The organism is Leclercia tamurae, assembly GCF_025566055.1.
Taxonomy (GTDB): domain Bacteria; phylum Pseudomonadota; class Gammaproteobacteria; order Enterobacterales; family Enterobacteriaceae; genus Enterobacter; species Enterobacter tamurae.
In genome coordinates this window covers 178,210-203,016 of record NZ_JAMHKS010000076.1, presented here as the reverse complement: position 1 = coordinate 203,016, position 24,807 = coordinate 178,210, and the positions used below count along the sequence as shown (strand labels likewise).

At 57.0% G+C, this 24,807-nt stretch carries 27 protein-coding genes, 1 tRNA gene and 1 pseudogene; 9 read left to right on the top strand and 20 right to left on the bottom strand.

The features are described 5' to 3' along the window. Positions 1–55 precede the first annotated feature (55 nt). Positions 56–145: transfer RNA gene (locus M8318_RS17185), tRNA-Ser, on the top strand. 163 nt (positions 146–308) lie between these two features. Here the strand turns inward: M8318_RS17185 and dcuR are convergent. The 3 genes from dcuR to M8318_RS17170 all read right to left on the bottom strand — a co-directional run bounded on the left by dcuR (position 309) and on the right by M8318_RS17170 (position 3,851). Continuing rightward, entirely contained in the window at positions 309–1,034 is a 726-nt protein-coding gene (gene dcuR, locus M8318_RS17180) for a two-component system response regulator DcuR (protein ID WP_262663668.1), read from the bottom strand. Further along, complete coding sequence (locus M8318_RS17175; protein WP_262663667.1) at positions 1,031–2,644, bottom strand: sensor histidine kinase; 1,614 nt, start codon at positions 2,642–2,644, stop codon at positions 1,031–1,033. The genes dcuR and M8318_RS17175 overlap by 4 nt, the downstream gene beginning before the upstream one ends. A gap of 133 nt (positions 2,645–2,777) precedes the next feature. After that, positions 2,778–3,851 (bottom strand): porin, encoded by a 1,074-nt coding sequence (locus M8318_RS17170; RefSeq protein WP_262663666.1) that lies wholly within the window; start codon positions 3,849–3,851, stop codon positions 2,778–2,780. 660 nt (positions 3,852–4,511) lie between these two features. Here M8318_RS17170 and drpB point away from each other — a divergent pair. From drpB to M8318_RS17150, 4 genes are read left to right on the top strand one after another with little or no spacing between them, the layout of a single operon-like run. Continuing rightward, entirely contained in the window at positions 4,512–4,784 is a 273-nt protein-coding gene (drpB, locus tag M8318_RS17165) for a cell division protein DrpB (RefSeq protein WP_262663665.1), read from the top strand. A 41-nt stretch (positions 4,785–4,825) separates the two neighbouring features. Continuing rightward, a complete protein-coding gene (locus M8318_RS17160; RefSeq protein WP_262663664.1) occupies positions 4,826–5,521 on the top strand; it encodes a phosphohydrolase in 696 nt (231 codons plus the stop codon). A 50-nt stretch (positions 5,522–5,571) separates the two neighbouring features. Beyond that, positions 5,572–7,002, top strand: a complete 1,431-nt coding sequence (locus M8318_RS17155; RefSeq protein WP_262663663.1) for a DNA cytosine methyltransferase — start codon at positions 5,572–5,574, stop codon at positions 7,000–7,002. Beyond that, entirely contained in the window at positions 6,986–7,477 is a 492-nt protein-coding gene (locus M8318_RS17150) for a very short patch repair endonuclease (protein WP_262663662.1), read from the top strand. Before M8318_RS17155 ends, M8318_RS17150 begins: the two co-directional genes overlap by 17 nt. On the opposite strand, the gene yedA is transcribed toward M8318_RS17150, so the two are convergent. Next, positions 7,449–8,363: a drug/metabolite exporter YedA gene (yedA, locus tag M8318_RS17145; protein ID WP_262663661.1), complete on the bottom strand. Its 915-nt coding sequence runs from the start codon at positions 8,361–8,363 to the stop codon at positions 7,449–7,451. The two genes, M8318_RS17150 and yedA, sit on opposite strands and share 29 nt — an antisense overlap. Positions 8,364–8,539: 176 nt before the next feature. Between yedA and M8318_RS17140 the strand changes: the two genes are divergently transcribed. The 3 genes from M8318_RS17140 (at position 8,540) to dgcQ (ending at position 11,508) form a co-directional block, all read left to right on the top strand. Continuing rightward, positions 8,540–9,457 carry a DUF808 domain-containing protein gene (locus tag M8318_RS17140; RefSeq protein WP_262663660.1) on the top strand — a complete coding sequence of 306 codons (918 nt, stop codon included), beginning with the start codon at positions 8,540–8,542 and terminating at the stop codon, positions 9,455–9,457. Positions 9,458–9,535: 78 nt separating this feature from the next. Further along, positions 9,536–9,718, top strand: coding sequence for a YodC family protein (locus M8318_RS17135; RefSeq protein WP_262663659.1), 183 nt, complete (start codon positions 9,536–9,538; stop codon positions 9,716–9,718). 113 nt (positions 9,719–9,831) lie between these two features. Next, complete coding sequence (gene dgcQ, locus M8318_RS17130) at positions 9,832–11,508, top strand: cellulose biosynthesis regulator diguanylate cyclase DgcQ (RefSeq protein ID WP_262663658.1); 1,677 nt, start codon at positions 9,832–9,834, stop codon at positions 11,506–11,508. Here the strand turns inward: dgcQ and M8318_RS17125 are convergent. Next, positions 11,490–12,302, bottom strand: a complete 813-nt coding sequence (locus tag M8318_RS17125) for a mannosyl-3-phosphoglycerate phosphatase-related protein (protein WP_262663657.1) — start codon at positions 12,300–12,302, stop codon at positions 11,490–11,492. The genes dgcQ and M8318_RS17125 overlap by 19 nt on opposite strands. A 298-nt stretch (positions 12,303–12,600) precedes the next feature. Next, entirely contained in the window at positions 12,601–12,828 is a 228-nt protein-coding gene (gene yodD, locus M8318_RS17120; protein ID WP_106993432.1) for a YodD family peroxide/acid resistance protein, read from the bottom strand. Positions 12,829–12,956: 128 nt separating this feature from the next. On the opposite strand from yodD, the gene dsrB reads away from it, so the two are divergent. After that, positions 12,957–13,145: a protein DsrB gene (gene dsrB / locus M8318_RS17115; RefSeq protein ID WP_207630073.1), complete on the top strand. Its 189-nt coding sequence runs from the start codon at positions 12,957–12,959 to the stop codon at positions 13,143–13,145. A gap of 102 nt (positions 13,146–13,247) precedes the next feature. On the opposite strand, the gene rcsA is transcribed toward dsrB, so the two are convergent. The 14 genes and pseudogenes from rcsA to fliF all read right to left on the bottom strand — a co-directional run bounded on the left by rcsA (position 13,248) and on the right by fliF (position 24,749). Further along, on the bottom strand, positions 13,248–13,871 hold the full coding sequence (rcsA, locus tag M8318_RS17110; RefSeq protein ID WP_106993430.1) for a transcriptional regulator RcsA: 624 nt from the start codon (positions 13,869–13,871) through the stop codon (positions 13,248–13,250). A gap of 287 nt (positions 13,872–14,158) precedes the next feature. Beyond that, a pseudogene (gene fliR, locus M8318_RS17105) lies at positions 14,159–14,951 on the bottom strand (flagellar biosynthetic protein FliR); the annotation flags it as partial. Positions 14,952–14,959: 8 nt separating this feature from the next. Next, the gene (fliQ, locus tag M8318_RS17100; RefSeq protein WP_106993428.1) at positions 14,960–15,229 is read right to left on the bottom strand and encodes a flagellar biosynthesis protein FliQ; all 270 of its coding nucleotides are present in this window, start codon (positions 15,227–15,229) and stop codon (positions 14,960–14,962) included. 10 nt (positions 15,230–15,239) lie between these two features. Next, positions 15,240–15,977, bottom strand: a complete 738-nt coding sequence (gene fliP / locus M8318_RS17095) for a flagellar type III secretion system pore protein FliP (RefSeq protein ID WP_262663656.1) — start codon at positions 15,975–15,977, stop codon at positions 15,240–15,242. Beyond that, a complete protein-coding gene (gene fliO, locus M8318_RS17090) occupies positions 15,977–16,351 on the bottom strand; it encodes a flagellar biosynthetic protein FliO (RefSeq protein ID WP_106993426.1) in 375 nt (124 codons plus the stop codon). The genes fliP and fliO overlap by 1 nt, the downstream gene beginning before the upstream one ends. 2 nt (positions 16,352–16,353) lie before the next feature. After that, positions 16,354–16,767: a flagellar motor switch protein FliN gene (gene fliN / locus M8318_RS17085; RefSeq protein WP_106993425.1), complete on the bottom strand. Its 414-nt coding sequence runs from the start codon at positions 16,765–16,767 to the stop codon at positions 16,354–16,356. Further along, the gene (fliM, locus tag M8318_RS17080) at positions 16,764–17,768 is read right to left on the bottom strand and encodes a flagellar motor switch protein FliM (protein ID WP_262663655.1); all 1,005 of its coding nucleotides are present in this window, start codon (positions 17,766–17,768) and stop codon (positions 16,764–16,766) included. The genes fliN and fliM overlap by 4 nt, the downstream gene beginning before the upstream one ends. Positions 17,769–17,772: 4 nt before the next feature. Further along, the gene (gene fliL / locus M8318_RS17075) at positions 17,773–18,240 is read right to left on the bottom strand and encodes a flagellar basal body-associated protein FliL (RefSeq protein ID WP_106993423.1); all 468 of its coding nucleotides are present in this window, start codon (positions 18,238–18,240) and stop codon (positions 17,773–17,775) included. 111 nt (positions 18,241–18,351) lie between these two features. After that, the gene (fliK, locus tag M8318_RS17070) at positions 18,352–19,551 is read right to left on the bottom strand and encodes a flagellar hook length control protein FliK (protein ID WP_262663651.1); all 1,200 of its coding nucleotides are present in this window, start codon (positions 19,549–19,551) and stop codon (positions 18,352–18,354) included. Next, the gene (fliJ, locus tag M8318_RS17065) at positions 19,548–19,991 is read right to left on the bottom strand and encodes a flagellar export protein FliJ (protein ID WP_166182886.1); all 444 of its coding nucleotides are present in this window, start codon (positions 19,989–19,991) and stop codon (positions 19,548–19,550) included. The genes fliK and fliJ overlap by 4 nt, the downstream gene beginning before the upstream one ends. Positions 19,992–20,011: 20 nt before the next feature. Continuing rightward, positions 20,012–21,382, bottom strand: coding sequence for a flagellar protein export ATPase FliI (fliI, locus tag M8318_RS17060; RefSeq protein ID WP_262663650.1), 1,371 nt, complete (start codon positions 21,380–21,382; stop codon positions 20,012–20,014). After that, the gene (fliH, locus tag M8318_RS17055; RefSeq protein WP_225758489.1) at positions 21,382–22,089 is read right to left on the bottom strand and encodes a flagellar assembly protein FliH; all 708 of its coding nucleotides are present in this window, start codon (positions 22,087–22,089) and stop codon (positions 21,382–21,384) included. Before fliH ends, fliI begins: the two co-directional genes overlap by 1 nt. Further along, positions 22,082–23,077, bottom strand: coding sequence for a flagellar motor switch protein FliG (fliG, locus tag M8318_RS17050; RefSeq protein WP_032612254.1), 996 nt, complete (start codon positions 23,075–23,077; stop codon positions 22,082–22,084). The genes fliH and fliG overlap by 8 nt, the downstream gene beginning before the upstream one ends. Next, complete coding sequence (gene fliF, locus M8318_RS17045) at positions 23,070–24,749, bottom strand: flagellar basal-body MS-ring/collar protein FliF (protein WP_262663649.1); 1,680 nt, start codon at positions 24,747–24,749, stop codon at positions 23,070–23,072. The genes fliG and fliF overlap by 8 nt, the downstream gene beginning before the upstream one ends. Positions 24,750–24,807: the final 58 nt, after the last annotated feature.

Sequence of the window (24,807 nt, the reverse complement as noted above, 5' to 3'; positions counted from 1 at the left end):
CGGTTATGGTCTGTTAAAATGCCAAATTACGCGGCATCATGGCAACCATCAAAACGGAGAGATGCCGGAGCGGCTGAACGGACCGGTCTCGAAAACCGGAGTAGGGGCAACTCTACCGGGGGTTCAAATCCCCCTCTCTCCGCCACTTTATCTCTTCAGTCAGTCTTTCCGCTAGCTTTCTCGTCAGACATCCTGTGCGCCGGGTACATTATCATTCCAGTTAAAGGAAGTAACAGCCCTTTACCGCTGCAAAACAATATATGTGAAGTAAATCAGGATGTTTACCCGAAGCGGTTGTATTGCGGGCGTTACTCCTGGTGGCAATATTGTCTGAGCAGAGCAACCTGCTCGGGACGCAGACGATAGCGATACACGGGCCGACCGGTGGCACCATAGTGAATACTGGTGTGCAGAATGTTGATCTGAGCCAGCCAAATCAGATACTTGCGACAGGAAACCCGGGAGATATTGACGGCGTGCGCCAGATCGTCGGTCGAAAACTCGGTTCCCGGATGCGCATCAATCCACAGGCACAGCGTGCGCAGCGTCTGCGGGGTCAGCCCTTTTGGCAGACGTCGGCTGTCGGCCAGCCCTGGCGCGCCGCCGCGCAACAGCCGATCGACATCCGCCTGGTCATGATACTGCTGCGACGCCATCAGGGCCTTTTTCTCCCGCCAGCCGTTTAACGCCTCTTCGAAGCGCGGAAACTGAAACGGTTTGATCAGATAGTCCACCACGCCGTAGTGCATGGCGGTCTGAATGGTGGCGGCATCTGACGCTGAGGTGATCATAATGACATCGGTGTCGCGCCCGGATGCCCGGATAACCGGCAGCAGGCTCAGCCCATTTTCGCGCTGCATGTAGACATCCAGCAGGATCAGGTCGACCTGCCGGGCAGGGGCGTTCAGCACGGCCCCGGCCTCCGCCAGCGAGGTGGTTACGCCGCAGCAGCAAAACCCGTCCATCCGGTTAACGTACTGGCGGTTCAGATCGGCCACCATGGCATCATCATCGACAATCAAAACATGTATCACGCGCTTTTCCTTTCACTGTCCCAGGGAAGCTGAACAAAAAACTGGGTAAACACGCCCGGTTCAGATTCGACGGCGATCTCCCCGCCCAGGTTTTCAATATGCTGACGGGCGAGAAACAGCCCTACGCCACGGTTTTCCCCTTTAGTGGAAAACCCTTTGTTAAAAATGGCCTGCAGATGGTCGGGAGCAATGCCCGGCCCATCGTCACTGACCTCCGCGCTGAGCCAGCCCTGCTGATAGTGCAGCAGCAGGCCGATCTCCCCTTCGGGCTGCGCGGCCATCGCATCCAGCGCATTCTCAATCAGATTACCGAGTACGGTGATCAGCCCCGCCACCTGCTGTTCATTTGGGTTATCCGGCACCTGACTGGCGTCGGAGAGCGTCAGGCTAAACCCCAGTTCTCTGGCGCGGTTGATCTTGCCCAGCAGAAACCCCGCCACCACCGGCGATTTTACGTTGCGCTGCAGCGTGCCGACATCCATCTGCCAGGCATTAGCGGTCATCAGGACGTACTCTTCCAGTTTGGCATAGTGCTTCATATGCAGCAGGCCCAGGATCACATGCAGCTTGTTCATAAACTCATGGGAGTGGCTGCGCAGCACATCCAGATAGCTCACCATTCCGTCCAGTCGCTGTAGCAGCTGGCTGATCTCGGTCTTATCGCGGAAGGTGGTGATGGCGCCCATCAGCTGATTATCGCTTTTGACGGGCAGGGTGTTGCAGAGCAATAGCCGACCGTGGCAGTTGATCTCCTGATCCTGACGCGGCAGCCCGGTCTGCAATACCTCACGCAGGTTCGCCAGCAGCGGCGTCTCGTGCAGGGCATGGCTACTGGCACTGGCATTCAGGATCTGCCGGGCGGCATGGTTGATCATCGTCACACGCCCCTGCTGATCCACCGCGATCACCCCCTCGCGCAAGGACTGCAGCATCGCCTGACGCTGTTCCAGCAGGGCGGAGATCTGATACGGCTCGAGGCCAAACAGCACGCGTTTCAGCATCCGCACCAGGCCCCAGGCGCCGAGTGCACCCAGCAGGGCGCTGAACAGAACCAGCCAGATGGCATCCCAGCGGTTGCGGGCGATCTGCTGCTCCACTTTATTCAGGGAGATCCCCACCGCCACTACTCCAATCTGCTGATGCTGAGCATCATAGACCGGGGTAAACACCCGCAGCGCCTCGTCGAGCACCCCGTGGTTGACGGCAACGTTCTCTTTATCCTTCAGCGCAGGCTGGAGATCCTCTCCAATAAAGGTTTTACCGAGCAGGGCACCGTTGGGATGTGAATAGCGGATCCCCCGCATGTCGGTGACGACGGCAAACAGCAGGTTATTACGCTGCATCACTGCCAGGGCCACAGGCTGAATAATGTTGCTGTCCGGAGGCAAGGATAAGCCGCGGATCACCTCCGAGCTGTCGGCCAGGGTTCTGGCAACCGCCAGGGCGGTATCCCGCACGCCATCCCGCGTGGCCCGGGTGATTTGCGCAAAATAGAGCACAAAAATCACCAGCAGGATTGCGCCCGTTACGCTGTAGACCATCAGCGTGACCAGGGTGTTCAGTTTCATCGGGCGCTTGTGCGTAGGGGGAAGCGGCGGCAAATCGCGCATTGAAACTCCAGGACAGGCAGAAAGCGGGCATTATGGCTGATGGCGCTAATTTGTTAAAGCTATGTAAATCTGGTGGCGGTCAAAAAGCAAAAAGCCCGCTTCGTAGCGGGCTTAAAAGAGTTTTGCCAGACAATCAGAACTGGTAAACGATACCCAGTGCAAACTGGTCGTCAGCAGGCATGCCGGTACGGGCCGCGTCATCATCATCCAGCAGGTTGAATTTATACGCAGTGTAGACGTTCATGTTCTTGTTGAAGTAGTACCAGGTACCCAGTTCAACATAGTTCACGAGGTCGGCATTCACGCCGCGAACGCCGTTGCTTTCACCCAGATCTTTGCCTTTGGAGTAGACGTAGCCCAGGGAAGGACGCAGGCCGAAATCAAACTGATACTGCACCACGGCTTCGACGTTCTGGGTTTTGTTGGCAAAACCTTTATTGCTCACATAGGTCATGTTGCGGGTTTCACCGTACATCACCGCTGCGTAGAGGTTGTTGGCATCATACTTCGCTGCCAGAGACCAGACTTCAGCGGTATCGCCATAGCCGTCAGCAGACTGTTTATTAGTGCGGTCAGACTTGCCGTAGACACCCACGAAGCCAAAGCCATCGAAGTTGTAGGCGAGGGAGGTGCTGTAACCGTCCCCGTTGGCTTTTTTCACCTGGCTATCGTGGTTTTTACCCTGATACTGCATGGCAAAATCCAGGCCTTCAACCGCGCCGAAGAAGTCCGTGTTGCGATAAGTCGCCACGCCGGTAGTACGGCCCGTCATAAAGTTATCGGTATGAACCCAGGAGTCGCCACCCCATTCCACCAGCATATCGGTGTACGCACCGGCGTCGTAGGCCACGCCGTAGTTACGGCCATAGTCAAAGGAACCGAAGTCACCGAACTTCAGACCCGCGAATGCCAGACGGGTGCTCTGTTCCTGCTCGCCTTCCGGCGCACTGGCACCCATGTTGTACTCAAACTGGCCGAAGCCGGTCAGATCGTTGTTGATTTGCGTTTCGCCTTTAATGCCGAAACGCGCGTAGGAGTCATCACTGTTTTCGCTGTTGCTATCGTCGGTGTTGCTCCAGATGCGCTTTCCGACCATCTTTCCGTACAGATCGAACTTATTGCCGTCCTTGTTGTAGATTTCAGCCGCATTTACCGCGCCAGCGCTCAACATAACAGGGACGAGAACTGCCAAAACTTTTCTTTTCATTATATATTCCCTTCAAAGTATTTTCTTAATGAATATACGCAACCCTCTCCGGGTTACCGGGTCAATACTATTTCAGGGCGGGATTTTACTGTTTAAAAATAAATGTAACCAAATCATTTAGATTATTTCAAAATATTAATAATAATTTCATTATATGTTATGTTTATGATTTCAAGATTTATATGTTTTTTAATTATTGATATTTATATCAGTAACTTATTGAAGTGGTTGTGTCATTGATTACATTTATGTTTTTTCTATGAGGAGAAGGCAAAAAAAGCCCGACAACAGTATCGGGCTAAGGATTAGGGGGAATTTAAGCTTTATTAATGGTGTAACGATAAAAAAAGCCTAGAACGTCGTTATCATTGCACCGTTCCTGGTTTGAGAAAATTTCTTCTCCAGGATAAAAACAGTGAAATAAATCCTTTTTGTCCCTCCCGCCATCTCCACGTAAAAGATTTTTCAGGCAAATAAATACGACTAAATGATAAATGTGCTAAATATGATCTTGCGGAAGATCACCCTAACGCAAACTGGCGGCAGAAAATCTGCACCAGAGGAGTGCGTTTTATCGAAAAATGTGATTTATTTCACGGTTTGGATTGGCGATGTGAATGCGACGGCTATACTGTTGCGAAAAGGAAAGGACTACATAAGATGGAACAAAAACACAATCGCAGCCTGGGAGGCAAACTGGCCCTGTGGGTATTTTACGCCTTTTGCGGCTATTTCATCTGGGCAATGGCCCGCTATCTGTGGGTCGTCAGTAAGGTCGGCTCGGTATCGGGGCCGCTGATTGCGGACGATCCCGGCTCGACGTCGGGCAAATGGCTCAGCGCCCTGTGCGGTTTCCTGCTGTTAGGCGCGGTGGGATCGATCCTCGGGGCCATTGCCTGGTACACCCGGCCCCGTGATGTGTCAGATGAGTAAATAATTGCTATTGTACCGCTTTTCACATTATGGAAAGCACTATGGAACTCGTGCAATGGCAGCAACGTTTTGAAAGCTGGCTGAAGGCGCATCATGCCACCGATGATACCGCCCATGATATTTCTCATTTCCGTCGGGTCTGGAACACCTCACAACGGCTGATGAGAGATCGGGCGGTTGAGGCGCTGGTCATCCTGACGGCCTGCTATTTTCACGATATCGTCAGCCTGCCAAAAAATCATCCGCAGCGGGGCCGCTCGTCGCAGCTGGCCGCCGCGAGAACCACGGCCATCCTGCGCGAAGACTTTGCCGATTTCCCAGCCCATCACTATGCCGCTATCCAGCATGCCATCGAGGCGCACAGCTTCAGTGCAGGCATTACGCCGCTTACCGATGAAGCAAAAATTGTGCAGGATGCCGACCGGCTTGAAGCCCTCGGCGCGATTGGTCTGGCGCGCGTCTTCGCCGTGTCCGGCGCGCTGGGGGTGCCACTCTTCGACCCGGAAGATCCCTTTGCCGATGCGCGTGAGCTGAACGAACGGGCGTTTGCGCTGGACCATTTCCAGACCAAACTCCTGCGCCTGCCTGAGACGATGCAGACCGCCGCCGGTCGACAGCTTGCACGCCAGAGTGCCGATGTGCTGATTCAGTTTATGGCCCGGCTCAGTGCCGAGCTACGCGGTGATTACGAGGGTATTGACGCCGCAGTGCTGCAGCGTTTCCGCGACAGTCTGTGATGCCTTTATGTGTTACTCTCTCTTCAGTCCCTTTTGGCCCGGTTAAATCTATGCAGGAAAATGTATCAGTGATGGAGTCCGCGCTTGTGCTGGCAGAGAAATCAACGGCTTCAGTTCAGGCGTTATTGAGCCAGCTCCTGGAAATTTACGATGCCAGAACGCTGGCTCATCTTCTGAAGACTCAGGGCGACAGTCACTGGAGCCCGGCGATCCTCAAGCGTCTGGTGACCAGCGAGCGGGCAGGCCATCGCCTCAGCGACGGTGAGTATAGCCTGCTGCAAAACCTGCTCCCGCGCCCTCCGGCCTGTCATCCTCACTATGCTTTCCGCTTTGTCGATCTGTTCGCCGGGATCGGCGGCATCCGCCATGGTTTTGAGGCGATCGGCGGCCAGTGCGTGTTTACCAGCGAGTGGAATAAACATGCGGTGCGCACCTACAAGGCCAACTGGTATTGCGATCCGGATGCGCACCAGTTCAACGATGACATCCGCGAAGTCACTCTCAGCCACCAGAGCGGCGTGACGGACGACGAGGCGGCGCAGCACATCCGCAACGCCATTCCGGCGCATGACGTCCTGCTTGCGGGCTTCCCGTGTCAGCCGTTTTCGCTGGCCGGCGTATCAAAGAAGAACGCTCTTGGCCGCGCGCACGGTTTTGCCTGCGACACGCAGGGAACGCTGTTTTTCGACGTGGCGCGCATTATTGACGCTCGCCGCCCGGCGATCTTCGTCCTTGAGAATGTCAAGAATCTGAAGAGCCACGACGGAGGCAAAACCTTCCGCATCATCATGCAGACCCTCGACGACCTGGGGTATGACGTAGCGGATGCCGCGGAGAGCGGGCCTGACGATCCGAAGATCGTCGATGGGAAACACTTCCTGCCCCAGCACCGCGAGCGCATTGTGCTGGTAGGTTTTCGTCGCGATCTCAACCTGAGGGGCAACTTCACGCTGCGCGATCTTCCCGGGCTGTGGCCGGCACGCCGACCCACCATTGCCGATCTGCTCGAACCCGTGGTGGACGCAAAATTCATTCTCACCCCGGTGCTGTGGAAATACCTGTATCGCTATGCACAAAAGCATCAGGCGAAGGGCAATGGGTTTGGCTTCGGAATGGTCGATCCCACCAACCCGAACAGCGTCGCCCGTACTCTCTCGGCTCGCTATTACAAAGACGGGGCCGAGATCCTCATCGACCGGGGCTGGGATAAAGCCCTGGGTGAGCGGGATTTCGACGATCCGCAAAACCAGCGCCACCGTCCTCGCCGTCTGACGCCGCGCGAGTGCGCCCGTCTGATGGGCTTTGAAACCCCCCAGGGCTACCAGTTCCGCATCCCGGTGTCTGACACCCAGGCTTACCGTCAGTTTGGTAACTCGGTGGTGGTCCCGGCGTTTGCTGCCGTCGCCCGACTGCTGGAATCGCGCATTCTGCAGGCGGTAGCGCAACGCAAGGCTGAGACGGTCGATGGCGGACGTCCATAATAAGGCTACCCGCAGTAAAAACATGCGCGCCATCGGCACGCGGGATACGGCCATCGAAAAACGGCTGGCTGGCCTGCTGACGGAGGTCGGTTTTGCCTTCCGCGTGCAGGACGCCAGCCTTGCCGGGCGGCCTGATTTTGTGATCGATAGCCACCAGTGCGTCATTTTTACCCACGGCTGTTTCTGGCATCGCCACGACTGCTATCTGTTTAAGGTCCCGGCGACCCGCACCGACTTCTGGCTGGAAAAAATTGGCAAAAACGTTATTCGTGACAACCGCGATATTGCCTTGCTACAGCAGCAGGGCTGGCGGGTGCTGGTGGTGTGGGAGTGCGCGCTGCGCGGCAGGTTAAAGCTGGACGACAGGGCGCTCACCGAACGGCTGGAGGAGTGGATCTGCGGCGGCGGAGAGACCGCCCAGATCGACACTCAGGGCATTCGCCCGCTTAAGGTTTCTCCGCCTGACACGTTGTAACCACCGGTTTGGCCGGTAACAGATACTTGCCTAACGTCACCAGCACCACCGCCATAATGATGATCCCCAGCGCCATCCACTCAACCGGGGAAAGCGATTCCCCGCCAAGACCCGTACCCAGCAGCACGGCCACCACCGGATTAACATAGGCATAGCTGGTGGCGACTGCCGGAGAGACATTGCGGATCAGGAACATATAGGCATTAATCGCAATCACCGAGCCGAAAATGGCCAGATAACCCACCGCCAGGAAGCCGGACAGGTCGGGCAGGGTAGTCAGCTTTTCGCCAGAGAGCATTGACGCCACCAGCAGCACGATCCCGGCGGTGACCATCTCAATCGCCCCGGCCATCATCCCGGTGGGTAATTCGATACGTGAGCCGTACACCGAGCCAAACGCCCAGCTCATCGACCCGATCAGGATCAGCACCGCGCCCCACGGATTGCCGCTCAGATTACCGCCACTGTTGAGCAGAATAATGCCCGCCATCCCGATAGCGATCCCCAGCCACTCCAGCTTGCGCGTTTTGATGCCAAACAGGCGGCTAAAGCAGAGGGTGAACAGGGGAACGGTCGCGACCACCACCGCCGCGATCCCTGAAGGGACATTCTGGTGTTCCGCCACGGTGACAAAGCCATTTCCGACCGCCAGCAGCAGGACGCCGATTAAGGCGGCATTGAGCAGCGGGCGCAGCGGCGGCAGCCTGTGACCGCGCAGGAATAAAAACGCCAGCAGCAGGACACCCGCAGAGAGGAAGCGCACGCCCGCCATCATCAGGGGGGGCCAGCTCTCCACGCCGATGCGGATCACGAAGTAGGTGGACCCCCAGATGATATAGAGCGCAAACAGCGCGCCCGCTAATGGTAAGACTTGCCTGAAACGCATACTCCCTCACGATGCAATAATTTGGTCGCATAGAGTTAACGTGAAAACTATCACGCTGGCGAGTTCTTTAATTGTGGTGATTCTGAATTATTTGTTGACTTAAACGGGAAAGTTTCGGGGTTGCGGGTTTTACTCCATACTGTTCAGGTTATTAACAAAAAAGAAGGAACGTAATTTTGGCGGGAAGTAGCTTATTAACACTGCTGGATGATATTGCCACCTTGCTGGACGATATTTCGCTGATGGGAAAACTGGCGGCCAAGAAGACCGCGGGCGTGCTGGGAGACGATCTCTCCCTCAATGCCCAGCAGGTCTCGGGCGTGCGCGCCAATCGGGAGTTGCCGGTGGTCTGGGCCGTGGCGAAGGGGTCATTGCTCAATAAAGTGATCCTCGTGCCGCTGGCGTTGCTGATCAGCGCCTTTATCCCCTGGGCCATCACGCCGCTGTTGATGGTAGGCGGGGCGTTTCTCTGCTTTGAAGGGGCAGAGAAAATATTGCATTCGCTCGAATCACGTAAAAATAAAGGGAAGGAGAGCCCGGAGGCGCGGCAACAGCGTCTGGAAGCGCTGGCCTCGCAGGATCCCGTCACCTTTGAGAAAGATAAGATAAAGGGCGCGATCCGCACCGACTTTATCCTGTCGGCTGAAATTGTGGCCATCACCCTGGGCATTGTGGCGGATGCGCCGCTGCTGAACCAGGTGCTGGTGCTGTCCGGGATTGCCATTGTGGTCACGATCGGGGTCTACGGCCTGGTGGGGGTCATCGTCAAACTCGACGACGTCGGCTATTGGCTGAGTGATAAAACCAGCGCCCTGGCGAAGATGTTCGGTAAAGCCCTGCTGGTGATTGCTCCCTGGCTGATGAAGTCCCTGTCGGTGATTGGTACCCTGGCCATGTTCCTGGTCGGCGGCGGGATCGTGGTGCATGGCATCGCGCCGCTGCATCATGCCATTGAACACTTTGCCGAAGGACAAGCTGCTGTTATTGCAACCGTTTTACCTACCTTACTGAATCTGGTGATCGGGTTGATCATTGGCCTTATCGTGGTCGCTGTAGTAAAACTCGTCGGAAAAATGCGAGGTCGTTCACATTAATAGCTTGTAGCTATACCAGGCATAACTGTTATTTGTCGACTAAATTGATACAGTTTCACACTGATAAAGGAGGCGGTTATGGTCTTTCTGGTCAGCGATGAAGTTAAGCCAAAAAACGGCGGTCCACGAATGGTCGTTACCGGCTATGCAAGCGGAATGGTGGAGTGTCGCTGGTACGACGGTTACGGCATCAAGCAGGAAGCATTTCGTGAAGATGAGCTTCAGCCTGGTGACGGCATCCGGCGACAGGACAAGGCTTGAGTCACGCTACGCCCGGCAATGCCGGGCGTTTTTGTGCGCTATAATCGCTAACAGACAGTAATATTACCGTCCCCGCACATGCGGATGGCGCAGGTGGCTTTCAGGGAGTGTGTGTGCAGCCCGACGATAGTGTAAGAAAAGAGGTTTTTGCGGCATCTCATCGTTTTCATCCGGGCCGGGTTGTCAATATCTGCTTCATTACCGTCCTTATCTTCTCCACGCTGCTGACCTGGCGCGGGGCTGTGGTGCTTGAAGACGCCTATGCCGCTACGCAGCACACCCATCTTGAGAACGTGGTCAACTCACTGGATCGCCAGCTGCAGTTCAGCGTGGAAAAACTGCTCTTCTTTCGCAACGGCATGCAGGATGCCCTTGAAACCCCGCTGGCCTCTGCGGTGCTGCACGATACCGTCTCCCGCGTGAGCGACCTGCGGACCAAATCCTTCTGGCAACTGACCTTCGACGAGCGGCGCACCTTACCCTTGAATGGCGTTTCCGATGCCTTTGTTGAGCAGACAAACAGCCTGATACGCGACGACGAACGGCTCGAACAGGAGATGAGTGCCGCCTTCGAAATGGGCTATCTGCTGCGTATTAATTCCCCTCCTGCGCACGCAAAGCGTATCGTTTACGTCTCCCGGGCGGGGTTTTACATCTCGACCGAACCCAACAATGAGGAGCGGGACATAACCACCCGTTACTATCAACTGGCGATCAACCCGTGGTTCACCCGACAATCGGAGCGCGATAATCGGGCCCGCAGCGTGCGCTGGTTTACGCAGGCGGCTGAACAGGATCGCGTCGTTACGGTCAGCGTCCCGGTCGACTATCAGCGTTACTGGTATGGCGTGCTGGCGATTGATTTTACCCTCCCGGGAATCAAGAAGCTGCTGCAGGATGCGGTAGACGGCAATGGGGAAGGGGAGTTCCAGCTCTACGACAACAGTTTTACGCTGCTCGCCACGTCGGATAGCGTCGCCAGAAACGCCAGCCAGTTTGATGAGCGCGAACGCGCGCAGATTGCCAGCGCGATGGAGAAGGATACCGAAGGGGAGATCCGGCTGGGGAGTCGGTACGTTAACTGGCAGCATCTGGACCACTTCGACGGGGTCCTGCTGCGCATCCACACCTTCAGGGAAGGCGCGCAAGGCGATTTTGGCAGCATTACCATTGCCCTGACGCTGCTCTGGCTGCTGTTCACCGGGATGCTGGTGGTCTCGTGGTTCGTCATCCGCCGGATGGTCAGCAACATGTACCGGCTGCAACACTCGCTCCAGTGGCAGGCCTGGCACGATCCCCTCACGCGGATCAATAACCGCGGCGCGCTGTTTGAGCGGGCAAAAGCGCTGGCGAAGCGATGCGAGCAACAGCAGCAGCCGTTCTCGGTGATGCAGATGGATCTCGACCATTTTAAAAACATCAACGACCGATACGGCCACCAGGCGGGCGATAAGGTGCTTACCCATGCGGCCAGGTTAATTACCAGTACGATACGGGAGGCCGATGTCGCCGGGCGCGTGGGCGGGGAGGAGTTTTGCGTGGTCCTGCCAGGGGCTGGGCCTGAGGAGGCGATGCAGATTGCTGAGCGGATACGGGCGCGTATTAACGGCCGCGAAATTCTGGTGAAAAAGAGCCAGACGGCACGCATCAGCGTGTCGATCGGCGTCAGCAGCGCCCGGGAAAACGGTAATTATGACTTTGAACAGTTGCAGTCCATCGCTGACGCCCGTCTCTATCAGGCGAAGCAGCGAGGACGCAATCAGGTCGTTGGTCAGGAAGAGAAGAAGTGATCCAGCCCTTCACGCCAGCCCGCAGGGCCGGGCTGTTGGGTATGGTAAACCCGCTGCGGGTCATCGTTTTTCAGCTGTATGCCCTGGCGGTTAATGCCTTTGATCACCACCGCCAGGTCCACGCTGTCCAGCAGCGGGGCGTCGTTTGGCCCGTCGCCCAGCCCTAAGGTAGTGGGCAGCATGCCGTCGCGCTGCAGGTACTGCTCGTTGAGCCAGCTGATGGCCTGGTCTTTACCGCCCCGGACGTCAAGGATATGCCAGAAGCGCGCGCCCTGAACAAACTTCAGCCCCAGCGCCTCCAGGGCCGTTTCAAACGCCGCCATTTCCTCGTCGCTGTCGCGCCAGATCAGCGTAACCGAGGCTTGATGCAGCCGCGCCAGAGCCGCTCTTTCGCGACTGAGCCCGGTCCACTCGCTAATCACCCGATCGTCCACCTCATCGAAGGTGGTGAACTTGTACCCCGCGTCGGTACGCAGCTGGTTAATCACCTGGACGATATCGGCATGGGGAACCCCGCTGATCAGCCGAGGGGCGTCAGGATGATCGTTCCAGCGCACATCCAGCTGGATCACCGCGCCGTTCTCCGCAATAAAGGGCAGACCGTCCAGGCCGAGATCGCGCTGGATCGCCTGCATCTCCGCCGCGGTTTTGCTGCTGCAGAGCACGATCGGGATTTGATGGTCCTGTAAGGTCTCCAGCCAGCCAGCGGCGGGTTGCCAGTCGTAGGTGTGAATGTCCAGCAGCGTGCCATCCAGATCGCTATAGATGAGCAGCGGGTCCTCAAGTGAAGGCATAGCATCTCCCGTAACGGATAAAGGTCGTTTATAGGAATTTTCTTAAAAAAGTGGTGCGTGAAAAGTTCCACTTATGGAACCGATCCCGCTCAGGCCGCGTCCCAGGCCCATTGGCAATCATATCTAAAAATTTAATTTCGTTTGGTAACTATACATGTGAAAAATATATCCTTGTCTTGCAAAAATTTTGCAGATAATGTCTACCCCACATCAGATTTCCTGGTGTAACGAATTTACAAGTGCTTCTTGCATAAGCAAGTTTCATCCCGGTCACCCCATGACCGGGATTTTTTTCGCCTCAGCGATTCACTTCCGTCACGCTAAAATCATGGATATCGAGCTCAAATGCCTCAGCCAGCTCGCGCCAGGTGTGGTAATCCCGGTCATTCACTCTTACCCGTGCGGGGTCATCCTCGATGCGTTTTACCTCACTCTCGCTGATTTCATTGATTGCGGCGAGCAGGGCATCGACGTCAACATTAACTTCCCGTTTTGCCGTTTCGCTGTACTCTTTGACGGTCTTCATCACTCACTCCTCATTTCACGGTGTCCACCTGTAAGTATAGACCGTCGATAAAAACGTCAGTCACGCGGCAACACGCTGCCAGTTTTCACGTTTTGTTCTACACTGGCTCAAAACCAGAGGAGGATTTTATGAAGGTTAACGATCGGGTGACAGTCAAAACGGACGGCGGGCCGCGCCGCCCGGGTGTGGTACTGGCGGTTGAGCAGTTTAATGAAGGCACGATGTACCTGGTCTCGCTGGAAGATTACCCGCTCGGGATCTGGTTCTTTAACGAGACGGGTCACCCTGACGGCATTTTCGTCGAAAGCCAGGAGTAACGCGTGTGTCGGGTAGCGCGGGCTGGCCCGACCCGAATAGCGCAAAGGAAAAATCTCTGGCATAGCCAGAGATCGGGGAGCAATAAAAAAGGGGAGGGGCGATTAACGCAGGTTAACGTAAATTCCGTTGGTCACATTATCTGTCAGACGCACAACATGATAGATCACTTGCTTATTATGCGTTTTTATCTTCCTTTTAATATTTCCTTTATGTGACGATACCGTCTTGGCCTTGATATTCATCTGATCGGATATTTGAATCGTTCCCTGTCCGGCCATCCACATTCGCAGCATACTTGATTCAGTCCGGCTTAATGATAAAGTCGGAAAATTAAATTCTGCTACATTCTTTATCTCTTTGCTTAAATAATCCCCCACCAGGTCATCCAGTGACTCCGGCTTAATGGATTTAGAGCTAATCAGAAGATTCTGACGTACCCGCAAATATTCGTCGAAATGAAGATTGGCAATTGCCATAAATACAATAAACAGAGTGCCGGGATGCTGATTAATGATCTGCTTTATTTGCTGACTGTTGCCAGGATCGTGAATGAAACAGTCCTCATTAATAAACACCACACCAGGCGTCAAGGCCTCACATGCGGCGGCAAGTTCGTCAACGTTATGAACGTCGTTGATGTCTTTTTTCTTTACCCCTCTGCTGGCCAAATACCCGGTTAACCCTAGCCGGGTGTAACTGCATAAATCCATAATGATCGTTGACATGGTATACCCTCACTCAATGCATAACGATAATTTACCATCTGCCTGAGAGCTCTATAACCGCCATACGGGATGGAATAACATAATTACCTGTGAGCATTACAAGGACTTTCAGGCGAACTCACTATCCCGTAAAGTTACGTATAATTTGCCAGGAAACTTCTTAAAGTAAAGTAAATGTTGAATATTGTGAGGAGGGTAAAAACATTCAGGCCGCACCAGATATACCCTGGTAGATGTTCCTTATCTTTGACTTTAGGATTATCCTCAAAGAAACAATATAAAACACAGGGGTTATTATTTCGCTGACAGTTCACTCACAATATTGCTCAGCAGATTAAATACGTCACTGAATAAGCGTTCGCAGAAAGGGGCAATAAGAGGCATTAACAGAGAAATAAGCACCATGCCGACGGTCAGGGTGATCGGGAAACCAATGACAAACACCGAGAGCTGCGGTGCCATACGGTTCAGTAAACCCAGCGACAGGTTGAGGATTAGCAGCAGGGTAATCAGCGGCAGCGCCAGCATCAGGCCGTTAAGGAAGATCAGCCCGGCGGCACGGGTCAGAGCCATAAAGGCGTTACTGTTTACCGCTTCACCGCCAATCGGCAGCGTGTGGAAGGTATCCACCAGCATTGAAATCAGCCACAGATGACCATCAAAGGCCAGAAACAGCAGCATCGCCAGCAGGTCGATAATACGGGCGATGATCGGCATGTTGAGTCGGCTGCCCGGGTCGAAGAAGGTGGCGAACGACAGACCCATCTGTAAACCAATCAGCTCCCCGGCCATACGCACCGCGGCAAAGGCAAACTGCATCGTAAAGCCGATCGCCACGCCAATCAGGATCTGCTGTAACCCAACCCACAGCGCCGGACCCGAAAATATCGGCACGTTCACCGGCGGCAGCGTCGGGGCAACGATAATAGTGATAAGAATACCGAGGCCGATTTTCACCCGCTTAGGGATCGACCGCTCACTGAGGATCGGCGCGGTGGAGATCAGGGCCAGAATGCGCAGCAGGGGCCAGAAGTAGAGGCCGAGCCACTCAAGCCATTGATCGCTGGTGAAGTGGATCATACCCGGGCTTAACCGATGATGTACGGCAGGTTGGTAAACAGATTACGCATGTAATCCAGCAGCAGGTTCAGCATCCACGGCCCGGCAATAATCATCGCCACGAACACGGCGATAATTTTCGGGATAAATGACAGGGTCATTTCGTTAATCTGGGTGGCGGCCTGCAGGATACTGATAATCAGACCGGTGACCAGGGCCACCAGCAGCAGGGGAGCGGCAACGGAGATAGCGACTTTCATCGCTTCCGTGCCCATCATCATGACCGATTCTGGCGTCATTGCGCGCTCCTTAACTGTAGAAACTTTGCGCCAGCGAGCCGACCAGCAGCTGCCAGCCATCCACCAGTACAAACAGCATCAGCTTGAAGGGCAGGGCAATGGTTGCCGGCGGCACCATCATCATCCCCAACGCCATCAGCACGCTGGCGATCACCAGGTCGATAATCAAAAACGGAATAAAGATCGTAAAACCAATCTGAAAGGCGGTTTTCAGCTCGCTGGTGACGTAGGCGGGCAGCAGAATGCGCATCGGCACCGCTTCCGGCCCCTGGATCGGCCCGGCGTTGGCCAGACGGGCAAACAGCGCCAGGTCGGCTTCACGGGTCTGACGCAGCATAAATTCACGCAGCGGCTGCGCCCCTTTCTCCATCGCCTCCTGCATCGAGATCTTGTCTTCGCTGAACGGCTGATAAGCATCGACGTAAATCTTGTCGATCACGGGAGACATGATGAAGAAGGTCAAAAACAGGGACAGACCGAGCAGAACCTGGTTCGGCGGCGCCGAAGGGGTACCCAGCGCATTTCGCAGCAGACCGAAGACGATGATGATGCGGGTGAAGCTGGTCATCATCAGCAGGATTGCCGGGATAAAGGTCAGCGAGGTGATAAACACCAGCGTCTGAACCGACAGGGTCCAGCTCTGGCCGCCCCCGGCCATTGGCGTGGAGATTATGCCTGGCAACTGAGCGTACACGGCGGGAGCAAACAGGCCAAGGCCTGCAAGCGCAAGGGATAAAACAGGGCGCATCACGATCTCCCGGAACGCTTAAGCAAACTCTTCATCATGGCCTGGAAATCGGCCGGAACTTCTTTGCCTGTCTCTTCAGAGACCGGCGCAGGCGGTAAGGTATGCAGGATGTTAATTTGCGAGGCGGTGACACCCAGCACCAGCCGGGCATCTTCCACCTCGATAATCACCACACGCTCGCGTGGCCCCAGCGAGGTGCTGGCCGCAAGCTTGAGCCCGCGCGCGCCGGCGGTTTTACCCGCCAGGCCAACGCGTTTTGCCAGCCAGGCGACAATCAAAATAAAGGCAATAATACCCAGCAGCGCACCGCTGACCTGCAGCAGCGGCGAACCGGTCACTGCAGAGGGTTGAGAGACGATGGCCTGGGTTTTCATCATTAACGGCTCAGACGACGCATACGTTCAGACGGGGTGATAATGTCGGTGATACGCACGCCGTACTTATCGGCGACAACCACCACTTCACCCTGGGCAATCAGGTAGCCGTTGATCAGAATATCCAGCGGCTCACCGGCCAGACCGTCCAGCGCGACCACGGAACCCTGGGTCAGGCGCAGCAGCTCTTTGATGGTCATCCGGGTACGGCCCAACTCCACGGTCAGCTTGACCGGGATATCCATAATCAGATCGATATCCTGCAGCGTACCGCTGACATCACCGCCGCCCAGCTGCTGGAACACCGCATCGGCCACGCTTTTGCTGGCCGGTGCTTGTTGTTCGTTTAACGCCTCAGCCCACAGATCGTCCAGTGCTCCGTTGTTGTCATCGGACGGATTGTTCATATCACTCATTTGGGCTGTTCCTCATTCAGAGAATTCAAAATCGGGTTAATCAGGTGCTCAACGCGTAACGCGTATTGATTGTTCACGGTGCCATACTGGCTGGTCAGCACGGGGACGCCATCCACATGGGCAATGATGCGATCGGGTTTGTCGATCGGCAGCACATCACCGGGTTTTAATTTTAAGATCTGCGACAACCGCAGCGGGACGTCGGCAAAGTTCGCCACCAGCTCCAGCTGGGAGTGCTGGACCTGGCGCACCAGGTTCTCGCGCCAGTTCTGGTCTTCGTTACGGGAGTTTTCCAGCGGTGGGTTCACCAGCACTTCGCGCAGCGGTTCAATCATGCTGAACGGCAGACAGATGTTGAACTCACCGGTCAGGTTACCGATCTCCACGTGGAACGGGGTGTTCACCACGATGTCGTTTGGCGAGGTGGTGATGTTGGTGAACTTCACCTGCATCTCGGAACGGACATACTCCACTTCCAGCGGGTGAATCGCTTTCCACGCGTCGCTGTAGCCTTCAAGGGCCAGCTTCAGCATGCGGTTGATGACGCGCTGTTCGGTATGGGTGAACTCACGGCCTTCCACTTTAGTCGGGAAACGTCCGTCGCCGCCGAACAGGTTATCCACGGCGATAAACACCAGGCTTGGCGAGAAGACGAACAGGCCCGTGCCGCGCAGCGGTTTCAAATGGATCAGGTTGAGGTTCGTCGGCACCGGCAGGTTACGGGCGAACTCATGATACGGCTGAATGCGGATCGCACCGACGGTGATATCCGGGCTACGACGCAGCAGGTTAAACAGCCCCATACGGAACTGACGGGCAAAACGTTCGTTGATGATCTCCAGCGCCTGCAGACGCTCGCGCACCACGCGACGCTGGGTATTAGGATCGTAGGGACGAATGTCACTTTCGCCCGGTTTGCCCGGTTTTGGATCGTCGGTTTTATCGCTGTCGCCGTTGAGCAGCGCATCGATTTCCGCCTGAGAAAGAATACTGTCGCCCATGTCGTTACCGCAGAATGAAAGCTGTATACAGAACGTCAGTGACTTCCTGCTTAGGTTGACCGCTTACCAGAGGCGCAGCCAGCGTTTGCTTAATGTCCGCCACCAGTTTTTGTTTACCTTCATCGGTAGACAACTGCGTGGGATCCTGACGCGAGAATAGTAGCAGCAGACGGCTGCGTACTTCCGGCAGGTATTCGCTCAGACGGGTGCGGGTGGCATCGTCTTTCAGACGCAGCGTAATGCCCACGTAAAACACGTGCTCCGCATCGCCCAGGTTAACGGTAAAGGTATCCAGCGCGAAAAAGACCGGGGCCGCGGGTGGCGGTGGCTCTGCTTTGGCTGCGGCTGACGGTGCTTTATTCATGCGCCAGTAGCTGTAACCTGCGGTCGCGCAGGCAGCGAGCGTAATTAACACCAGAAGCGGGATCCAGATGGAACGCTTACTTTTCTTGGTGATGGCGGAGTCAGTCATCTGATTCGTGCTTCCTGTTTCGGGACTGCTAATGAGGTGATTATCCCGTGTCCGCTCGCCGTCAAAGGGCCGAAAAGACGGGGATAATCACGCTACCTCTGACGTTTAGGTTTAGGCGAAGATATCGACAGCGTTGTTTCCACGTGCCGCGGACTGCAGGGAGGCAGGTACTGCCAGCAGCTCATCGCTCTCTTCATCAAATGTGCTTGCGCTGCCGGAACGGGAAGTCTGCTGCTGATGCTGGGAAGAAGCTTGTTGCTGGCCGTTAAAGTTTTCACTGCTGATGCTGCTTTGCGTCAGTTCAATACCGTTTTCCGCCAGCTGGGTACGCAGCACCGGCAGGGCCGCTTCCAGCGCCGCACGGACGTGGCTATGGCCCGAGACCATCTGCAGCTGCGCCTGGTTATCATCCAGCTTAAGCGTAATCTGCACCTGACCCAGATCTTCCGGATGCAGACGCAGCTCGGCGCTCTGCTGACCCTGACGGGTGAAGAGGGTGATGTGCTGGCTGATGGTCTGCTGCCATTCGTTGCTGCCCAACTGGGCGCTGACCACCGGCGCGGCGGCAAAAGTCGGCTGCGCTGAGGCCGGGGTGCTGACAATCGGCCCCATGGTGATGGTCGGCCCGGTCGGGGACGGGGTGCTCTCTGCCGCCTGCTTTGTCGTCGCGGCGGCAACGGCTGGCGTCAGTTGGGTGCTGGAGGCGAGCGCCGCCTCTTTATCCTGGGCTACGGCTTTAGCGGTGCGCAGGGCGTCCGTATCCAGCGCAGGCTGACGGCCACGATCGCTGTTCAGAGAGGCCTTAACCTCCAGGCCCCCGGTGCTCACCGGCTGAGGTGCCGCGGCAGTGGCGGTCTGCTGGTGGGGCAGCATCGCCATCAGGGCGCTTAATCCCGCCAGCTCTTCGTCGCTGAGTTCGGTTTTGCTGTCGGCCTCTTTCGCCGCCTGGGTCAGGCTCTTCAGCACCTCGCCTTTGACAGCGGGCAGCAGGCCGGAGGTCAGGCCCGGCTGGGTGACACTCTCGTCGGCGACGATGAGATCCTGATGCGCCAGCAGGTCGGCCAGTTTCCCGGCGTCGGTGTCGGCATCAATATCGCTGGCGTCGGCTTTCAGGTCCACGACGGCCCGCTTACCGCCTGCGGTCTTCAGATCGTTCAGCGTCAGCCCGACCTCGTTGCCCTGGCCTTTGGCATCGGTTAACGCGCCCGCCAGCAGGGAAAGAAAGTCCTGCGCGCCGTCGGCCGCTTTTCCGCCCCGAACGCCCGCCGCAAGGTCGGTGTCGCTCGAAAGCAGTTGTTGAAGGGTGATCATTCCGGTCTCCTCATTGTTGCGCGCTGGGCAAATTCATCCATTTTTTTCTGATCGAGACGGCTTTCCGCCAGGGTTGCTGCGGCAACCTGCCGATCCTGCAAGGTTTGCCAGGCCTGTAAACGCTGTTTCTTCTCTCGCCAGAAGTTCAGGGCCCGGTCAACCTTTTCGGTCCACTGAAGCACCTGCTGGCGATGCTGATCTATCGCTTTCTCCAGGGTCTGGATGAACTGTTGATAGTTGATCCAGCGCTGGCTGCCGATGCCCTGGGCCATATCCGTGTTGAGGTTGGTGCGATACTCATGCTGGTAGTCAATCAACATCTTCAGCTGCTCTTCCGCCTGCTGATATCCGCGGCGCATTGCGCCAAGCTGCTGCGCGGCAGTATCAACGTCTTTTTCGGCCAGATCTTTCAGCGTGGATAATGCGCCGTGTTGTGCCATGACATTCGCCCTCTACTCGGTTACACCTGCGGGAAAATCATTTCCAGAGCCTGGATCGAGCTTTCCCAGTCGGCTTTCTCAAAAATACCCTGCTGCAGATAAGCTTCCAGATGCGGCCACAGGGCGATCGCCTTGTCGAGCATCGGGTCGCTGCCTTTGGCATAGGCCCCGACGCTGACCAGATCGCGGTTGCGCTGGAAGCTGGAGAGTAGCTGCTTGAAGTTACGCACCCGGGCGTAATGCTTCTCGGTGATCAGGGACGTCATCGCACGGCTGATCGAGGCTTCGATATCAATGGCCGGATAGTGACCCGCTTCGGCCAGACGGCGCGACAGGACAATATGACCGTCGAGGATCGCACGTGCCGAGTCGGCAATCGGGTCCTGCTGGTCATCGCCTTCGGTCAGCACCGTGTAAAACGCGGTGATCGACCCGCCGCCGCTGATGCCGTTACCGGCGCGTTCCACCAGCGCCGGTAATTTGGCGAATACCGAAGGCGGATAGCCTTTGGTTGCCGGAGGCTCACCGATCGCCAGAGCGATTTCACGCTGGGCCATCGCGTAACGGGTCAGGGAGTCCATGATCAGCAGCACGTGCTGGCCGCGATCGCGGAAATCCTCAGCGATGCGCGTGGCATAGGCCGCACCCTGCATACGCAGCAGGGGAGAGACGTCAGCCGGGGCGGCAATCACCACCGACCGGGCGCGCCCTTCGGCACCCAGAATGTTCTCGATAAAATCTTTAACTTCACGGCCACGCTCGCCAATCAGCCCCACCACGATGACGTCGGCCTGGGTGTAGCGGGCCATCATCCCGAGCAGCACCGATTTGCCGACGCCGGAGCCGGCAAACAGCCCCATACGCTGGCCGCGACCGACGGTCAGCAGGGCGTTGATCGGGCGTACGCCGGTATCCAGCACGTGCTCGATCGGCGTACGTTGTAACGGGTTAAACGGTTGAGTGATCAGCGCCCCGGTTTCGGTGGTGTCGGGGGAGGGCAGGCCATCCAGCGGTTTACCGGCACCGTCCAGCACGCGTCCGAGCAGCGCCGGGCCGAGCGGCAACTGCTTGCCGCTGTGCAGTCCGTCGGCGGATAAATTTTTGGCATACACGCGCGCGCCGGGCAGGACGCCTTCGACCTCTTCCAGCGGCATCAGGAACAGACGCTGGCCGTTAAAGCCAACCACTTCGCTCTCGACTTCGCGGATCTCGTTCCCATCCTGGCGTTCGATAATGCAGGTGGCCCCCAGCGGCAGCTGCAGGCCGGTCGCCTCCAGCACCAGGCCGGTGGCGCGGGTTAAGCGGCCATAACGGCGAACCGCAGGCAATTGCGCCATTTTGGTTTCAAAATTGTCGAGGGTGTTGAGCCAGCGGGTCAGGCGTGCGGTCATCAGATGACTCCCGGTGCTGCCAGGCGGCACAGTTCCTGCCAGCGGGTGGCCACGCTGGCGTCCAGATCGCCTTCATCGGCCGAGACTTTGCAGCCGCCGTGATGGAGGGTCGGATCGCCACGCAGACGCCAGCCGTGCAGGCTCAGGGTCGCGCCGAGCATCTCTTCCACCCGCTGCAGATCGTCCGGGTGGACGCGCAGCTGCGGTTTGCCGCTGAACAGCGGCTCCTGCTGCAGCAGGCCCTGGATCTGTTTGATCAGCGAGGAGTTATCCACCGGCGGGGTATGACCGATCACCTGACGGGCGGCTTCCAGCGCCATCTGCATCAGGCGCGAGGCGATAACGCTGTCCAGCGCGTCCAGGGTGTTCTGGAACTCGCTGACCAGCTGCTGCATCCGGGCATGGATTGGCGCCTGCTGGGCACGCGCCTGCTCCAGGCCTTGTGCCAGCCCCTGGGCCAGCCCTTCCTGATAACCTTGCTCCTGGCCTTTCTGCCGACCTTCGTTCATGCCGGCCGTGTAGCCCTGATCGTGGGCCTGCATCTGAATCTGCGCCAGCTGCTGGGCACGCTGTTCCTCTTCGCTCAGCTCAGGCTCGTCGTTGTCCTCACCAGCCTCGGCAGGCGTGATGGACGCAGGCACAAATTCCGCGCGAGGAGGGGAGAGATCGTCCGGGGTCCAGATCTTCCACGGCAGTTCATCAGACATAGGTATCCTCGCCGCTGCCGACTACCATCTCGCCGGTTTCGGCCAGACGACGCACAATAAGGAGGATCGCTTTCTGTTCGTTTTCCACCTGAGACAGACGCACCGGGCCACGGTTGGCAAGGTCGTCGCGCAGGATATCCGCCGCACGCTGGGACATGTTGCGCAGGAACTTCTCGCGCAGCGGCTGTTCGGCACCTTTGAGGGCGATAAGCAGCGATTCGGAGTCCACTTCCTGCAGCAGGCGCTGGATACTGCGGTCGTCCACGTCGACCAGGTTTTCGAACAGGAACATCTCGTCGATGATCTTCTGTGCCAGCTCGCCGTCGAATTCGCGTACTGCGGTAATGACCGCCTCTTCCTGCTGGGTTTTCATCAGGTTGATAATTTCGGCCGCCGTTCTCACGCCGCCCATTTTGCTGCGCTTGAGGTTCTGGCCGTCGAGCAGGCCGTTCAGCACTTCGGTCAGCTCCGCCAGCGCCGCCGGCTGGACGCCGCCGAAGGTGGCGATACGCAGCATCACATCGTGGCGCAGACGTTCGTCGAACAGCGCCAGAATATCTGCCGCCTGGCCACGCTTGAGGTGGACCAGGATGGTGGCGATGATCTGCGGATGCTCGTCGCGAATAAGGTCGGCGGCGGTCTGCGGCTCCATAAAGTTGAGCGTTTCGATGCCACTGGCGGTATCGCGGGTCTCGAGAATATCCTCCAGCAGGCTGGCGGCACGCTCTTCTCCGAGCGCCTTGACCAGCACCGAACGCAGGTATTCGTTGGCGTTGACGTTGAGCGCCGCAAACTGTTCGGCTTCCTGCTCAAACTCCGCCAGCACGTCGGTCAGCTGCTTGTTGGAGATCTGACGCACGTTGGCCATCGCCGCACTGAGAACCTGTACTTCGCGCTGGGAGAGGTGTTTGAACACCTCTGCCGCCCGGTCCTCGCCAATGGTCATCAGCAGGATGACGCTTTTATCCGTTCCGGTAAGGTTACTCATTTTCTGTACTCATCCACTGGCGAATGACCAGCGCCACGACGCGCGGATCGTTATCTGACATTTCGCGAATACGCTGGCTCATCACCTCAGCGCCCATGCGCTGGTTAGCACGGCGCTGCTGCATTTGTTCGTCTTTGCTGAGGCGCACTTCCACGGCTTCCTGCGTCTCTTCGCGCAGCAGGCTTTTCTCTTTCAGTGCTTTGGTCTCTTCGGCGCGGCGGACAAGCTGCGGACGTATCGCTTTACGCCACAGCAGCCAGGCAACAATCACCACCAGCAGCCAGCGACCGGCTTCAATCAACTGATCGATAAACGACTGGGTTTTCCAGAACGGCAGTTCACCGCTGGTATCGTCCACGGCGCTGAACGGCGAGTTCACGACGTTGAGGGTATCGCCACGTTTCTCTGAATAACCCATGGCTTCACGGGTCAGGTTTTCGATCTGCTTCATCTGCTCGGCGGTCAGCGGCAGGGGCTTACCGTCCGCCAGGGCTTTGTAGTTGACGACCACCGCCACGGAGAGACGCTGCACTTCACCGGTGTTCATTTTGGTATGGCGAATGGTGCGGTCGACTTCGTAGTTAGTGGTTTCGTTACGGCTGCTGGTGCGCGGACCGGCGTTGGCGGCGGCAGTAGTTTGCTGCTGCGCGCCCTGCTGACCGTTCTGCTGATTCTGCGCCGGGGCGTTAATCGGCGCGGTATTGGCCGGGGCAGGCTGGTTGGAGAGCGCACCCGGCACACCGCCAGGGTTTGGTCCGCCGACCTGCAGGTTTTCATTGACCTGACGCGAGCGCATCACGGCCTGGGCGGCATCACCGTTTGGACGATACTGCTCTTCGGTCTGCTCTTTATCGGCAAAATCGATCTGCGCGGTGACCTGGGCATGAACGTTGCTGGTCCCGACGATCGGGCCAAGAATGGCTTCGATGCGGCTCTGCAGGCGGGTTTCCACATCGGTGGCATATTTCAGCTGGGCGTCATTCAGATCGCGACCGCTGGTGTTGGATTTGGTTAACAGGCGACCCATCTGATCCACCAGGGTCACGTTGCCCGGCGGTAAACCTGCTACAGCGCTGGAGACCAGATGCACCACGGCGCTAATCTGCCCTTCATCCAGCGCACGGCCAGGCTGCAGATTGACGGTGACGGAGGCGGAAGGCGCTTTCTGTTCCCGGACAAACAGGGTCGGTTTCGGCATCGCCAGGTGCACGCGGGCGCTTTTCAGCGGACCGAGGGTTTCGATGGTGCGGGCCAGTTCGCCTTCCAGCGCGCGCTGGTAGTTAACCTGCTCGCTGAACTGGCTGATACCGAATTTTTCCTGATCCAGCAGTTCAAAGCCCACCGCGCCGCCTTTCGGCAGACCTTGCTGGGCAAGACGTAAGCGGAGCTCATGAACTTTATCGGCAGGGACTTCCAGGGCGCCGCCATTATCCGAGAAGCGGTAAGGGACGTTCATCTGGGTTAACTGGGTGACGATTGCGCCGCCATCCTGATCCGAGAGGTTGCTGAACAGCGTGCGGTAGTCAGGTTGTTTGGCCCATAAAACCATCGCGACAACGATAGCGATAGCGGCGGCACCTGCCACGATCAATGGCACTTTAGGGTTCGCGCGCAGGCGGCTCATCCATTCGAGAGATTTAGTTTGAGGAGCGGATGTTGCTGACGCACTCATAGCGTACCTCGTGACTCATCGTGGATTTCATTATTCGTGTGGAGAAACAAAACAGACT

Bases quoted from the DNA above. Each gene is read 5' to 3' on its own strand.
- M8318_RS17175 (WP_262663667.1), bottom strand. From the start codon at position 2,644: ATGCGCGATTTGCCGCCGCTTCCCCCTACGCACAAGCGCCCGATGAAA.
- M8318_RS17125 (WP_262663657.1), bottom strand. From the start codon at position 12,302: ATGCCTTCACTTGAGGACCCGCTGCTCATCTATAGCGATCTGGATGGC.
- fliG (WP_032612254.1), bottom strand. From the start codon at position 23,077: ATGAGTAACCTTACCGGAACGGATAAAAGCGTCATCCTGCTGATGACC.
- yodD (WP_106993432.1), bottom strand. From the start codon at position 12,828: ATGAAGACCGTCAAAGAGTACAGCGAAACGGCAAAACGGGAAGTTAAT.
- drpB (WP_262663665.1), top strand. From the start codon at position 4,512: ATGGAACAAAAACACAATCGCAGCCTGGGAGGCAAACTGGCCCTGTGG.
- fliO (WP_106993426.1), bottom strand. From the start codon at position 16,351: ATGAAAACCCAGGCCATCGTCTCTCAACCCTCTGCAGTGACCGGTTCG.
- fliF (WP_262663649.1), bottom strand. From the start codon at position 24,749: ATGAGTGCGTCAGCAACATCCGCTCCTCAAACTAAATCTCTCGAATGG.
- M8318_RS17160 (WP_262663664.1), top strand. From the start codon at position 4,826: ATGGAACTCGTGCAATGGCAGCAACGTTTTGAAAGCTGGCTGAAGGCG.
- fliN (WP_106993425.1), bottom strand. From the start codon at position 16,767: ATGAGTGATATGAACAATCCGTCCGATGACAACAACGGAGCACTGGAC.
- fliJ (WP_166182886.1), bottom strand. From the start codon at position 19,991: ATGGCACAACACGGCGCATTATCCACGCTGAAAGATCTGGCCGAAAAA.
- M8318_RS17135 (WP_262663659.1), top strand. From the start codon at position 9,536: ATGGTCTTTCTGGTCAGCGATGAAGTTAAGCCAAAAAACGGCGGTCCA.
- fliI (WP_262663650.1), bottom strand. From the start codon at position 21,382: ATGACCGCACGCCTGACCCGCTGGCTCAACACCCTCGACAATTTTGAA.
- rcsA (WP_106993430.1), bottom strand. From the start codon at position 13,871: ATGTCAACGATCATTATGGATTTATGCAGTTACACCCGGCTAGGGTTA.
- fliM (WP_262663655.1), bottom strand. From the start codon at position 17,768: ATGGGCGACAGTATTCTTTCTCAGGCGGAAATCGATGCGCTGCTCAAC.
- fliL (WP_106993423.1), bottom strand. From the start codon at position 18,240: ATGACTGACTCCGCCATCACCAAGAAAAGTAAGCGTTCCATCTGGATC.
- fliQ (WP_106993428.1), bottom strand. From the start codon at position 15,229: ATGACGCCAGAATCGGTCATGATGATGGGCACGGAAGCGATGAAAGTC.
- yedA (WP_262663661.1), bottom strand. From the start codon at position 8,363: ATGCGTTTCAGGCAAGTCTTACCATTAGCGGGCGCGCTGTTTGCGCTC.
- fliH (WP_225758489.1), bottom strand. From the start codon at position 22,089: ATGTCTGATGAACTGCCGTGGAAGATCTGGACCCCGGACGATCTCTCC.
- M8318_RS17170 (WP_262663666.1), bottom strand. From the start codon at position 3,851: ATGAAAAGAAAAGTTTTGGCAGTTCTCGTCCCTGTTATGTTGAGCGCT.
- fliK (WP_262663651.1), bottom strand. From the start codon at position 19,551: ATGATCACCCTTCAACAACTGCTTTCGAGCGACACCGACCTTGCGGCG.
- M8318_RS17155 (WP_262663663.1), top strand. From the start codon at position 5,572: ATGCAGGAAAATGTATCAGTGATGGAGTCCGCGCTTGTGCTGGCAGAG.
- fliP (WP_262663656.1), bottom strand. From the start codon at position 15,977: ATGCGCCCTGTTTTATCCCTTGCGCTTGCAGGCCTTGGCCTGTTTGCT.
- dsrB (WP_207630073.1), top strand. From the start codon at position 12,957: ATGAAGGTTAACGATCGGGTGACAGTCAAAACGGACGGCGGGCCGCGC.
- M8318_RS17150 (WP_262663662.1), top strand. From the start codon at position 6,986: ATGGCGGACGTCCATAATAAGGCTACCCGCAGTAAAAACATGCGCGCC.